Annotated in this window: 11 protein-coding genes; 4 read left to right on the forward strand and 7 right to left on the reverse strand. The window is 38.9% G+C overall.

The features are described 5' to 3' along the window. Positions 1-132: 132 nt before the first annotated feature. From fkpB to murJ, 5 genes are all read right to left on the reverse strand, one after another. A complete protein-coding gene (gene fkpB, locus MTCD1_RS01920; RefSeq protein WP_057180036.1) occupies positions 133-576 on the reverse strand; it encodes an FKBP-type peptidyl-prolyl cis-trans isomerase in 444 nt (147 codons plus the stop codon). A gap of 1 nt (position 577) precedes the next feature. After that, entirely contained in the window at positions 578-1,093 is a 516-nt protein-coding gene (lspA, locus tag MTCD1_RS01925) for a signal peptidase II (RefSeq protein ID WP_057180342.1), read from the reverse strand. A 128-nt stretch (positions 1,094-1,221) separates the two neighbouring features. Then, positions 1,222-4,071 carry an isoleucine--tRNA ligase gene (gene ileS, locus MTCD1_RS01930; RefSeq protein ID WP_057180035.1) on the reverse strand — a complete coding sequence of 950 codons (2,850 nt, stop codon included), beginning with the start codon at positions 4,069-4,071 and terminating at the stop codon, positions 1,222-1,224. 123 nt (positions 4,072-4,194) lie between these two features. Beyond that, positions 4,195-5,115 carry a bifunctional riboflavin kinase/FAD synthetase gene (gene ribF / locus MTCD1_RS01935; protein ID WP_057180034.1) on the reverse strand — a complete coding sequence of 307 codons (921 nt, stop codon included), beginning with the start codon at positions 5,113-5,115 and terminating at the stop codon, positions 4,195-4,197. Between the two features lie 144 nt (positions 5,116-5,259). Beyond that, a complete protein-coding gene (murJ, locus tag MTCD1_RS01940; protein WP_057180033.1) occupies positions 5,260-6,861 on the reverse strand; it encodes a murein biosynthesis integral membrane protein MurJ in 1,602 nt (533 codons plus the stop codon). 313 nt (positions 6,862-7,174) lie between these two features. Here murJ and rpsT point away from each other — a divergent pair, with 313 nt between their 5' ends. Then, positions 7,175-7,435 carry a 30S ribosomal protein S20 gene (gene rpsT, locus MTCD1_RS01945; RefSeq protein WP_057180032.1) on the forward strand — a complete coding sequence of 87 codons (261 nt, stop codon included), beginning with the start codon at positions 7,175-7,177 and terminating at the stop codon, positions 7,433-7,435. A gap of 251 nt (positions 7,436-7,686) precedes the next feature. Further along, entirely contained in the window at positions 7,687-9,411 is a 1,725-nt protein-coding gene (locus MTCD1_RS01950; protein WP_057180031.1) for a dipeptidyl-peptidase 3 family protein, read from the forward strand. A gap of 106 nt (positions 9,412-9,517) precedes the next feature. Here MTCD1_RS01950 and MTCD1_RS01955 read toward each other — a convergent pair whose 3' ends face one another. Then, positions 9,518-11,314, reverse strand: a complete 1,797-nt coding sequence (locus MTCD1_RS01955) for an acyl-CoA dehydrogenase C-terminal domain-containing protein (RefSeq protein ID WP_057180030.1) — start codon at positions 11,312-11,314, stop codon at positions 9,518-9,520. Between the two features lie 233 nt (positions 11,315-11,547). Then, complete coding sequence (locus MTCD1_RS01960; RefSeq protein ID WP_057180029.1) at positions 11,548-11,994, reverse strand: DUF3010 family protein; 447 nt, start codon at positions 11,992-11,994, stop codon at positions 11,548-11,550. A 138-nt stretch (positions 11,995-12,132) separates the two neighbouring features. Here MTCD1_RS01960 and MTCD1_RS01965 point away from each other — a divergent pair, with 138 nt between their 5' ends. Together MTCD1_RS01965 and MTCD1_RS01970 are read left to right on the forward strand one after the other, a co-directional pair. Then, positions 12,133-12,858 (forward strand): SDR family NAD(P)-dependent oxidoreductase, encoded by a 726-nt coding sequence (locus MTCD1_RS01965; protein WP_057180028.1) that lies wholly within the window; start codon positions 12,133-12,135, stop codon positions 12,856-12,858. 46 nt (positions 12,859-12,904) lie between these two features. Then, on the forward strand, positions 12,905-13,870 hold the full coding sequence (locus MTCD1_RS01970) for an amidohydrolase family protein (protein ID WP_057180027.1): 966 nt from the start codon (positions 12,905-12,907) through the stop codon (positions 13,868-13,870). Positions 13,871-13,901 lie beyond the last annotated feature (31 nt).

Below are 13,901 nucleotides of genomic sequence, written 5' to 3' on the forward strand. Positions count from 1 at the left end.
ATGGAACAGGACAATATGCGTCCTGCATTGTCTAATAAGTAGCATCCATGCTACGTTCCGATCAGATACTTCGAAGATGACGTTTACAAAGAGTTCCTGAGTAAACTACATAGACATATTAATATTGATACTCTAAAGAATTTCGACTAAATCAATAACAAACGTCACTGTTTGTCCCGCAAGCGGATGATTGAAATCAATAGTCACTGAGTTGCCATTAACTTCTTTAATCATGCCGGGTAACTCACCACCGGGTTGAGAAAAAGTAATAATATTACCTACTTTAGCTGGTGCATCAACAGTAAACTTATCTATATCCATATAATGGATATTATCCGGGTTGCTCTCACCAAAGGCGTCTTTAGCGACAAGAGTAAACTCTCTTGAATCACCTTTTGACATGCCAATAAGCTCAGCTTCAAAGGCCGGTGAAATACTGTTATCTCCCATAATAATTTTAGCGGGTTTATTATTGACTTTGGTACTATCAGCTGCCGAGCCATCACTCAACTTCATGGTAATATGAACAAGAATACTTGAGTCATTTTTAATTTTTAATTGCGTTGCTTCAGTCATTTTAACTCTCTATCTTATTTGTTTTATTCTTTTGTTCTTCTTTATTAGTAAAGGATTCAAAAATCATTAATGCTGCACCAAGAAAAATTGCAGAGTCAGCAATATTAAAGGCGGCAAAGTGGTAGCCGCTCCAATGAAAATCGAGAAAGTCGATTACATAGCCAAATAAAACTCTATCAATTAAATTCCCGACTGCGCCACTTAAAATTAAAGCAAAAGAAATACTTAATAAACGTTGTTGTTTTGGTGTTTTTGCCATCCATACGAGAAAGATAATACTAGCAATAGCGGCAATGCCAGTGAAAAACCAACGCTGCCAACCACCTTGGTCTGCTAAAAAGCTAAAGGCCGCCCCGGTATTATGGACATAAGTTAGGTTAAAAAAGGGTAACACCGACAAGGTTTCACGATAGTCAAACGTACTGGCAACCCAATACTTGCTGACTTGATCAATGATTAAACAGAGTAAGGTTAGCCATAACCAACGTAATCCGGTGTCATTAAATAGTTTTTTCAATTGAGTTAATCTCATATAGCACAAGGGTATAGCCTAATAAAATAGGCTATTACCCTTTCCTAATAATAGGGTGAGGTAATAGCCCATTAATGTTAGTGAGTTAAGTTTAATGCAATCGGTTGAGCCAATTAAGCAAACTGCCTGGTTTCACCGGCACCGTCAATATTGGTAATACAACGACCACATATTGTCGGGTGCTTTTCACTTTCACCAATATCGGTAGTGACATGCCAACAACGTTCACATTTAGTGCCGTCTGCTGGTGCTACTGATAACCACAAACCTTCCATTTCAGTCTCTAGCGCATTTTCAGGTGCTTGCGTTACTATTACAATCGTTGCTTTTGAAGCAATTAATACAAAGCGTAATTCATCACCCAATTTAGCTAACTTAGCGGCTAACGTTTCAGTGGCAAATAATGTCACCTGCGCTTCTAATGTTTTACCTACTGATTTGTCTTTTCTTGCTTGCTCTAAGGCACGGTTTACTTCTGTGCGTACGCTAAGTAACTCGGTCCAAAATTCATTATCTAGCTCATTGGCAGAGTCAGTGCTCTCAGACATAGTTGATAAGCCATCGAACCAAACGCCAGTAAAGACAAACTCATCACGCTCACCGCTTGCTGGTAACGGTAACGCTTGCCAAATTTCTTGTGCAGTAAATGACAAGATAGGTGCCATCCATGCGGTCATTGCTTCAGCAATTAAGTACATTGCCGTTTGACAAGAGCGACGTGCTTTACCATCACTTTTAGCGGTATATTGTCTGTCTTTGATGATATCAAGGTAGAAACCACCCAACTCGTTAGTACAGAAGTTCATTAACTTGTGTACTACTACATGGAATTCATAGTCATCATAGGCATTAATAATATCATCTTGTAAACGTGAGGCTTTATCAACAACCCAGCGATCTAAAGCCACCATGTCATCAAAGGCAACACTGTGTTGCGCCGGCTCAAAACCATTTAAGTTAGACAATAAGAAACGTGAGGTATTACGTATACGGCGATAAGCATCAGCTTGACGTTTAAATATTTCATCACCCGCAGTTATTTCTTGGGTGTAGTTAACTGATGCTGTCCAAAGACGTAAAATATCAGCACCTAAGTTATTAGTAATACTTGAGGGCGTAATAACATTACCTAACGACTTAGACATTTTGTGGCCTTTAGCGTCAACCACAAAACCGTGAGTTAGCACTTGCTTATATGGCGCTGTACCATTCATCGCTACCGATGAAATCATGGATGACATAAACCAACCACGATGTTGATCAGAGCCTTCAAGATATAAATCAGCAATGCCGTCAAATTCTTCACGCGCCTTGATAACAGATTCATGCGTAGTACCTGAATCAAACCAAACATCCAAAGTATCAGGCACTTTAATGTATTCTTTAGCATCATCACCAATAAGTTCGCTGGCCTCTAGATCGAACCATGCTTGAATGCCTGACTTCTCAACGCGTTGAGCAACTTCTTCGATCAGTTCTATGGTGCGAGGATGCAAAGCACCGGTATCTTGATGAATAAATAATGCCATAGGCACGCCCCACGTACGTTGACGTGATATACACCAATCTGGACGACCTTCAACCATAGATTCAATACGACGTTGACCCCAGTCAGGGATCCACTTTGTTTTTTGAATTTGCTTTAATGAATCTTGACGTAAACCTTTTTTGTCCATGCTGATAAACCACTGCGGCGTAGCACGGAAGATTAATGGCGTTTTATGGCGCCAGCAATGTGGATAAGAATGTTCTATCGCGTGATGATGCACTAAAGCACCATTTTCTTTTAATATCTCAATGACACTAGCGTTGGCTTTAAAGACATGTTGACCGGCAAGTAATGGCGTATCTTCAAGGTATACACCGTTAGCGCCCACTGGGTTAGCAATTTCCAAGTCATATTTTTTGCCAACAACAAAATCGTCGACACCATGACCTGGTGCTGTATGTACACAACCGGTACCTGAATCAGTGGTAACGTGGTCACCTAAAATAATAGGCACAGTAAAATCATAAAAAGGATGCTGACATTGTACTAATTCTAAATCCTGACCTTTACAGAAACCTAAGGCATGATATTTAGCTAAACCAAAGCGGTCCATACATGAGGTAACAAGATCTGAAGCAATAATTAACCGTTGCTGCTGACCTTCAACATCACATTGCACTAAGGTATATTCTACTTCAGGATTCACGGATATCGCACGGTTAGCAGGAAGTGTCCAAGGTGTTGTTGTCCAAATAACAATGCCAATTTCACCCGTGCCTTTATGACCTTCTGGGTGAGAAAATTTATCGGCAACAGTTTCATCAGTAATTACAAATTTGACATCAATAGCGGGTGATTGTTTATCTTTATATTCCACTTCAGCTTCAGCCAAAGACGAACCACAATCAGTACACCAATGTACAGGTTTAAAACCTTGATGTAAGTGACCATTTTCAGCAATTTTACCTAACGAACGAATAATATTCGCTTCAGTGCCAAAATCCATGGTTAAGTAGGGATTATCCCAATCAGCAAAAATGCCTAAACGTTTGAAATCTTCACGCTGACCATCGACTTGCTTAGCGGCATACTCACGACATTTTTCACGAAAAACACTCGCTGAAACTTTATGGCCTGGTTTGCCTATTTTTTTCTCAACCATTAACTCAATCGGTAAACCATGACAATCCCAGCCAGGGACAAACGGAGCGTTAAAATCGGATAAGGTTTTTGATTTAACAATAATATCTTTTAAAATTTTATTAACGGCATGACCTAAATGAATATTACCATTGGCATAAGGAGGGCCATCATGCAAAATAAATGACTTTTTACCCTTTTTGGCTGAACGGATCTTGCCATAAAGATCTTTAGCCGCCCACTCTTTGAGCATATTAGGTTCACGGTTAGCCATATTACCTTTCATAGCGAAGGAAGTGGCTGGCAAATTCAGGGTCTGTTTGTAATCACTCATTTAAATCATTATCCGTTTATGTTGGCTGATAAATTTAACGAAACGCTATAAATATCAACCAAATTTATAACTGTTTATTGAATATATTATTTTTAACTATTGCAAATCCAGCATAAAAAAACCTTAAGCTAATACTTTTTTTGCTTGTTCACTATCTTGATGGATTTGCGCGGTTAACGCCTCAAGGCTGTCAAACTTAATCACCGGCCGCAGTTTTTTCTTAACGATTACTTCAATGCATTGTCCGTACAAGTTTTCATCAAAGTCAAAAATATGCACTTCCAGTTGTTGCCTTACGCCATTAATGGTTGGCCGAGCACCAATATTTGCAACACCTTTAAATTGTCCGCTATTGGTATTGACCAGCACGGCAAAAACTCCACTGAGTGGCGACACTCGCCTTTTTAGCAAGACATTGGCGGTTGGAAAACCTAACTTTCGACCGCGTTTATCGCCATGGAACACTCGACCAATTATCGAGTATTCCCTACCTAACATCTGCTTAACTGACACTAGGTCATCTTGCTCCAATGCTTGGCGAATGGCCGTTGAACTTATGCGGCAATCTGCCATTTTATAGCTGGTAGTATCAGAAACATTAAAACCGTACTCTTTGCCCGCTTGGCATAACATGGCAAAGTTACCGGTACGATTTTTACCAAAATGAAAATCATCACCGACAATCAGGTGTTTTATGCCTAGTTTTTTTACCAGTAAGTTTTCTATAAAGTGCTGGGCACTTTGATTGGCAAACTTAGTATTAAAATTTACACAAATAAGCCGTTCTACACCAAGTTTCGCTAACAAGTTATATTTATCACGTAAACGACATAATCTAGCTGGGGCTGTTTCTGGCGAGAAAAGCTCTTGTGGCTGAGGTTCAAAAACCAATACTGCCGCTACACAATTTAATGCTTTAGCTTTGCTGACCAAGGCTGTAATTACTTGTTGGTGACCTAAATGTACGCCATCAAAGTTACCAATAGTTAATACACAACCATGATCTTGTAATCGAATATTATGTATACCGCGAACTAACTGCATTAGCTATTATGTTGCCCTTTACCGTGACGCTTATGACTTAGATAAGCCATCGACGAATCTCAATGTTGACATTCGCATAAAATAAATCGGAAAATTATATACCAGCGCGCGTTAATAATCAGTAGCTCAAACACTTTATTTAGCTTATTTTTCGCCTTTATCTATCGTAAAGTCATTAAATCGTATGCCTAATAAAACAATCATCAGCAGATAACTAGCAACACCTGATATAATACAAAGACTTAGCTGTTTAACTTTATCTAGAAAACTCATCTGCAACCAAACATCAAAATCACTGGATAACTGATAAACAACCAAGGCCATAACACCGGCACTCAGCACTAATTTACCAATAAACAACATAGTTTTGGCTGATAGCTCATAGACACCCGCTGCTTTTAGACCGCGATATAACAGCCAAGCATTCAGTGTTGCTGACAGTGACGTGGCTAACGCTAGGCCAACATAACCTAGAAAAGGTGCCAACATTAAGTTAAAAATCATATTAGCAACCATGGCTTTAATACCAATTTTTACCGGTGTTTTAGTATCTTGGCGTGCGTAATACCCTGGGGCGAGTATTTTGATAAACATAAAACTTAGCAAACCAGTCAAATAAGCAAATAAAGCCATAGATACTTGCATAACATCATTTTGGCTAAACTCGCCGCGCATAAATAGCACCATAATAATGGGTTGTGCTAACACCATTAACCCCGCAAGTGCTGGCCAACCAAATAGACTAATAACGCGTATGCCCCAATCAAGAGTAGCGCTAAACTCAGCGGGGTTATTTTTACTATGCAGCTTGGCCAAGCTAGGCAATACCACAGTGGCAATGCCGATGCCAAATAAGCCCAGTGGAAATTCAAGTAATCTATCGGCGTAATAAAGCCAACTGATTGAACCTGTGATTAAAAAACTAGCAATTAAAGTATCAAGTAATAAGTTGATTTGTGTCACTGAAACACCAAATAATGCCGGTATAATCAATTTTCTTATTTTTCTAACACCTTCACTATGCCAAGCCCACTTCGGTTTTACTAACATGCCCGCTTTGTACAAAAAAGGAATCTGAAAAAGAAATTGTATTAAACCACCTAAAAACACCCCCCAAGCTAATGCGTGGGCAGGCGTCTCGGTATAGGGTGCACCAAAAATAGCCATGCTAATAATGGCGACATTAAGCAGCACAGGGGTAAAAGCAGCAACGGCAAAGCGGCCCATGGTATTTAGCACTGCACCTGAAAGCGCGGCAAAACTAATAAACCATAAGTAAGGAAAAGTAATACTCAGTAGATTACTTGCCAGAGTATACCGCTCTCCACCGGGTGCATCATTAAACCAATCGACAAACCAACCAAAACCAAACAGCATAACAAACAAGGGTGACGCTAACATACCAAACAAGGTTACCCCGGTGATAATGACACCTAAGGTACCGGAGACCTGCGCTATTAATAAACGCGTTTGCTCATGATTATTTTTGCCTTCATGCTGCTCAGCCTGCTGTTCATCTTTAACTCGATATTCACTTAATACCGGTACAAATGCTTGGGAAAATGCCCCTTCAGCAAAGAGTCGTCTAAAAAAGTTAGGGATTTTATTAGCAAATATAAATACATCTGCCATCACCCCCGTTCCCATTACATTGGCAATCACTACATCGCGTATTAAACCTAACACCCGAGAAATCAAGGTCATAACACTAACAATCAACCCTGATTTAATTAACTTTTTACTCAAAAAAACATCCCCCAACCAAGGTCATTTTGGTTGTTTAATCGCGCAACACTTAAGCGAAAATATAGCGAAAATAAATAATGTGTATTATGTGATGATTTTAGCTATTTAAACAATGTATACTTACCGCTGTTCACAACATGATTTGTTCTATCGGCGAAGATTTTTGTCGTAAACATCAACCATATTCTTTTTAATTGCTTTTTTATCGTTGAAATAGATATTAAACAATTAAATCATTTGACAAACCACTTAAAAAGAGGCATATTTCGTCGCCTTAAATTTAAGCTTATAATCAATCTTTTAGGAGATCACCTTGGCTAACTCAAAGCAAGCTAAGAAGCGCGCAGGACAATCTGAAAAGCGCCGTCAACATAATGCAAGTCGTCGCTCAATGATGCGTACTTTAGTTAAAAAAGTATTAGCAGCAATTGCAGCTGGTGACAAAGATGTAGCAACAAAAGAATTTGCTGCTGTTACACCGATTTTAGATCGTTACGCAAGTAAAGGTCTTATTCATAAAAATAAAGCAGCTCGTAGTAAGAGCCGTTTAAATGCAAAGATCAAAGCACTTTAATTATTGCTTAAATTGTATTGTTTTATGAATTACTTTCATCTAGTTAATCTAGATGAATGATTAAAAAACCGACCTTGGTCGGTTTTTTTATGCCTAAAATTTGCCTTACCCTTTTTAAGATTTAATTTTTGCTCTCTTTAACTTACGTTTACAAAAAGGCCGTTAGCGTTAAGCGATTAAATTCCTCCTTGCTATTGCACTCAGCAGCATTTTTTTTTAGTCTCTAGGCAACTTATTTATAGAGACCTGCTATGAAAGCACTAAAACTAACAAAAATTGCCGCAGTGGTATTACTTGCTAGCACCACATTAACCGCATGTAACAATTCTGATGACTCTAGTAGCGCTAACAACAGTGCCATTGAACAAACAGCGTCAAGCCATAAGAAAGTACAGCTAAAGGCGGAAAATCAGCCAGAACTGCTTACTGGCTTTGAGAACCGTTTAAATATATACAAAGAAGTCACCCTTACGGCTGATTTAAGCCATTTATCGACCAACCAGAAACATATGTTAGCTTTACTTATTGACGCCTCTAAAATAATGGATGACTTGTTTTGGCAGCAAGCATATTCACAAGATAAAGAAAGCTTCTTAGCTAGCATTAGCGATGAAAAAGTAAGACGCTTTGCTGAGCAAAACTACGGTCCTTGGGATCGTCTTGATGGTGATAAAGTATTTTTAAGTCAAGCGGTAACAAAAGCACACGGCGCTGAATTTTACCCTGCTGATATGACTAAGTCTGAATTTGAACAGAGTGACTTTAGCGATAAAAAGGGCCTTTATTCTGTGGTTCGTCGTGATAACGACGGTAAGCTAATGACTGTCGCTTACTCTGAAATTTACCATGACAAAATGAACCGTGCAGCGGCAATTCTTGATGAAGCCTCAAAATTTGCCGATGATAAAGAGTTTGCTAATTATCTCACCATGCGTGCACAAGCATTACGTACCGATGACTATCAAGCCTCAGATTACGCCTGGATGGATATGAAAAATAACCCTATTGATGTGGTGATTGGTCCCATTGAAAGCTATGAAGATCAACTTTATGGTTATCGCGCCGCTTTTGAGTCATATGTATTAATTAAAGATTTAGCCTGGAGTGAGAAACTGGCTAAATACGTACAGTATTTGCCTGAGTTGCAAAAGGGTTTACCTGTACCAAAGAAGTATAAAGCTGAAGTACCAGGCTCTGATGCCGACTTAAATGCTTATGATGTTATTTATTATGCTGGACATGCTAATGCGGGTAGCAAAACTATCGCCATTAACTTACCAAATGACGAAGAAGTACAACTTAAAAAAGGCACCAGACGTTTACAGCTAAAAAATGCTATGCGCGCCAAATTTGACGCCATCATGTTACCAATCGCTGACACGCTTATCGTACCCGAGCAGCGTAAAAACGTCACCTTTACCGGTTTTTTCGCCAATACCATGTTTCATGAAGTTGCCCATGGCTTAGGCATTAAAAACACCCTTAATGGTCAAGGGACAGTTCGTCAAGCGCTCAAAGAGCATGCGTCGGCATTAGAAGAAGGTAAAGCCGACATCCTTGGTTTATACATGATTCGTCAGTTGCTTGAAAAAGGTGCCATCACTGAAGGTAGCTTAGAAGATTACTACACCACCTTTATGGCTGGAATTTTCCGTTCAATTCGTTTTGGTGCCAGCTCAGCTCATGGTAAAGCGAATATGGTGCGTTTTAATTACTTCCAAGAACATGGTGCCTTTAGCCGTAATGAGCAAGGATTATATAGCATTAATGTTGACAAGATGACCGCAGCAATAGACTCCTTATCTAAACTAATTTTAACACTGCAAGGCGATGGTGATTATCAAGGTGTTGTTAAATTAGTGAAAGAAAGCGGCGTGATTGGCGAAATTCTTGCTGCTGATTTAGCGCGTTTAGAAGCGGCTAATATCCCAGTTGATATCGTTTTCAAACAAGGTAAGCAAGTATTAGGACTTTAATGCACTCAATAATATAAGCAAAGAAATAGATAGATAGATAATAAAAGGCGCTTATCAAGTTATTCGATAAGCGCCTTTTTTCTTAATTTAGCAACGATATGGTGACTTAAAAGGAGAAGTCATCCGCATCCAATGCCATCATGGATTGTGCACCATTTTCAACACAAGCGGCATGGCCCTTGGCACGTGGCAATATACGTTGGAAATAAAAACGTGCTGTTTTAATTTTTGCTTGATAAAAAGCTTCATCCTCACAGCCCTCTGCTAGCTTATCTTGCGCAACTTTTGCCATTTTAGCCCAGAAATAAGCCAGGGTTAAATAGCCTGAATACATCAAATAATCAACAGAAGCAGCACCAATTTCGTCTGGATTTTTAATCGCTCTTGCACCGACTTTCTCGGTCATTTTCTGCCAATCGCCACCAAAGCTCTTAATGGGTTGAATAAACTCTTGCATGGCATCATCATCAGCATTCTCTAAACAGAATGTGGTTACTTCACTGGCAAAAGCTTTGAGAATTTTTCCTTTAGAGCCTAATATTTTTCTAGCCAATAAATCCAATGCTTGAATACCAGTAGTGCCTTCATATAAACAACTAATTTTAGTATCACGCATTAGTTGCTCCATGCCCCACTCTTTAATAAAGCCGTGGCCACCAAAAACCTGTACACCATGACCGGTACACTCTAAACCTAGTTCCGTAAGGAAAGCTTTAGCAATAGGTGTTAATAAAGCGAGTTTAGTTTCTGCTGCTGCTTTTTCTTCTTCACATGTACTTACATGGCCGATATCTACTAATTGCGCTAAATAGGCAATCAGTGCTCGTCCACCTTCTGCAATAGACTTCTGTGTTAATAACATACGACGAACATCGGGGTGAACTATGATGGCATCAGCTGGACCATTAGGATTCTTCACACCTGATAAAGAGCGCATTTGTAGTCGATCTTTTGCATAAGCTAATGCGCCTTGAAATGAGGCCTCTGCAGCAGCGACACCTTCAGTAGCCACACCTAAACGGGCAACATTCATAAAGGTAAACATGCAATTTAAGCCACGATTTATTTCACCAATTAAATAGCCTTTAGCGCCATCAAAGTTAATCACACAAGTTGCATTAGCGTTAATACCCATCTTGTGTTCAATAGAGCCACAAGAAACCGCATTACGCTCGCTAATGTCACCATCGTCTGTAACATTAAACTTAGGCACAATAAATAGCGAAATACCTTTACTACCTGCTGGCGAGCCAGGGATCCTGGCAATAACAATATGAACAATATTGTCAGATAGATCGTGTTCTCCGGCAGAAATAAATATTTTTGAGCCAGTTAAAGAGTAGCTACCATCGTCATTTAACTCGGCTTTGGTGCGTAACATGCCTAAATCAGTTCCACAATGTGATTCAGTTAAGCACATTGTCCCAGTCCAAGACCCTGCAACTAATTTAGGTATAAATTGATTTTTTAACTGTTCACTACCATGAGCTTCAATGGTCGCTAATGCGCCATGACTTAAACCTGGGTACATGGCAAAACTATGATTCGCGCTAGAGAAAATTTCCGTGATGGCGGTGTTTAATGAATGGGGTAAACCTTGTCCACCAAATTCAACACTTTGTGCTAATGTTGGCCAACCACCGGCAACATATTGTTGATAAGCGTCTTTAAAACCATCAGGAGTCGTCACCTCACCATCGGTCCAAGTACAGCCTTGTTCATCACCTATTTGATTTATAGGCGCGACGACTTGCTCAGCAAATTTTGCTGCTTCGCTAATAATGGCATCAACCATATCTAAACTAGCATCTTCATAACCTAATTTTTGATAATGATTATCGCAATTAAGCAACTCTTGCATAACAAATTTAATGTCTCTTATCGGTGCTTTATACTCTGGCATGACTTTCTCCAATGGCTATTTTTGGGTTTGATAAAAATAAACAGGTCTGAATTTTTATTTTAAAACAGGTGTTTGATTAAATCATGTTATGAACACTTTAAATAGTATAAATAAAAAAAAAGCTTAGTGAAGTGAATCACTAAGCTTTTTTCATATCTGATTTTAATTTTAAAAATACTACTTTAAAAATATTTACAAAAAAACAAATTTATAACTCACCACACGATAAAGTTTTAATCCATTTTCTTGCTATAATTTTGAGCTTCAAAATAAGCAAAAACAGTGGTAAAGGCTTGTTCTTGATATTGCTTTAAGCCAGTATCACGAAAATCGATATTCACTTGGCTTTTCGACAATTCTTTTTTAATGAAGCTACCCGCTAAAATTTCCACGTTTAATTCACTAATTAATTGAATAGCCGCTTCAATCTTAAAGCCAATAGGCCCGCCAGAAAATTTACCTTTTAAAGCGCGACCTTTAATTTGTACATGAGTGACTTGGTAATCTTCCATCAACTTAGCGAAAGCAAATTGAAATTTTTTCACTTGCTCGGCATCACCCGCGTTATCAAGGCTAATTTTTTGTACCCGCGTATGAGGAATATCATACAAGTTATTTTCTTTTGACATGATACAAATAATTGCATCATTACTTTTAATTTCTACACCACAAGCTCTCATGGAAAAACCTCATTAAACGAATTGCCAATATTATACACGCAAAGTAAATGGAACTGAACATAATGACACTGAACTTAATGGAAGTTAACTAAGCTTACAGGTATCATTTATCATAATTGAATTAATTGAGTAACTTTAATGAAAAAAGTGTGTGTGATCACCGGTGGCAGCTCTGGTATTGGTTTAAGTATGGTAAAACTCTTTGTCGATAATGATTATCGAGTTTTTAATTTAGACTTATCCCCTTCTGCCCACGGTGATTTTCGTCAATGTGATGTCAGCAACTTAGCCCAAGTAACCGCAATAATTAATGATATTGCCGAGAAAAACACCATAAATGTTTTGATATCTAACGCGGGCATTCATTTTTCTGCCAATATAGAAAACACCAGTGAAGCTGATTTAGATAAAGTCTTTAGCATTAATGTTAAGGGTGCCTATGCGGCAATAAAAGCCGTTTTACCGAGTATGAAAGCCAATAAAAATGGCGCCATCATCTTGATGGCTTCAGATCAGGCGCTAATTGCCAAGCATAACTCGTTTGCTTACAACTTAACTAAAAGTGCCCTAGCCTCTATCGCTAAAACCACTGCCCTTGATTATGCGGCCTTCAACATTCGTGCTAATGCCGTTTGCCCTGGCACTATTGAAACACCACTTTATCACCAAGCAATTGATAACTATTGTCAAAAATCAGGTGCCGATAAAGCTGCTGTGCATAGAGCAGAAGAACAGTTACAACCACTACAGCGCTTAGGGCAGCCAGAAGAAGTTGCTGAATTGGTACTATTTTTAGCGTCAGATAAGGCCAAATTTATCACCGGCAGTTTACAAGTGATTGATGGCGGCTATACCGCACAATAGCCTTTATTAGCATATAAAAAGTTAAAACCCTGCAAAGCTAAACACTATGACTATTAATATCATTGACCCACACCTACATTTATTTAATCGTTCACTCGGTGACTATCACTGGCTTAACAGTGAAAACCCACCCTTTTGGCCAGATAAGTCTCTGCTGCAGCGCGATTTTACTATTAAAGACTTGGCTATTGATAATTTAACCAGTTCATTAACCCAGGATAAAATAAAGTTAGCGGGATTTGTTCATATTGAAGCGGGCTTTGACAATACTAAACCTTGGCGTGAACTTGAATACCTTGATAACTTAGCCATGGAAAGCGGCTCATGTAAAAAGAGTCGAACAGTTGCCAGCATCAACCTATTAACAACACCATTAGACTTTAACCAGACACTAGACAAATTACAGCAACACGCAAGTATGATTGGTGTTCGCCATATTCTTGATGAGCAAGCTTATAGTACCTTAGCGAATCACAACACTCAGCGTAATTTTGCCCGCCTTAATGAAGTAACCGGCTTAGTATTTGAGCTGCAATTATCATTGGCTGATGAAAGTGCCAAAGATGTCATGCCACTATTAAGGCAAACTATCGCCAATAATAGCCAGCTTAGCTTTATTATCAATCATGCCGGCTTCCCGCCAACAGAGATCAATAGTGATGCATGGCGCTTATGGCAAAAACATATAACTACACTAGCCAAATACGCTAATGTATTTATTAAGTGCTCAGGTTGGGAGATGACCGACCGACAATATAAAATGTCTTGGTTTTCAGCGGTTAGCAACTTTTGTATTGGTGCGTTTTCAATTGAACGCGTGATGTTAGCCAGTAATTTCCCACTGTGCTTACTTGGTAATAAACTCGCTAATAAGGTAGGTAAGAAGCTCGGTAACAAGAGCTATCAAGACTATTGGCGAGATATTCTCGAGTCCACCTTGATTAAACAGTGTAGTAAAAAAGAAAAAAACGCATTGCTGTATGACAATGCGCTTAAGATTTACCAATTGTAAGTAACGCTTAATAAGCTGAAAAAACAGTTAA

Source organism: Colwellia marinimaniae (assembly GCF_002207865.1).
Lineage (GTDB): Bacteria > Pseudomonadota > Gammaproteobacteria > Enterobacterales > Alteromonadaceae > Colwellia > Colwellia marinimaniae.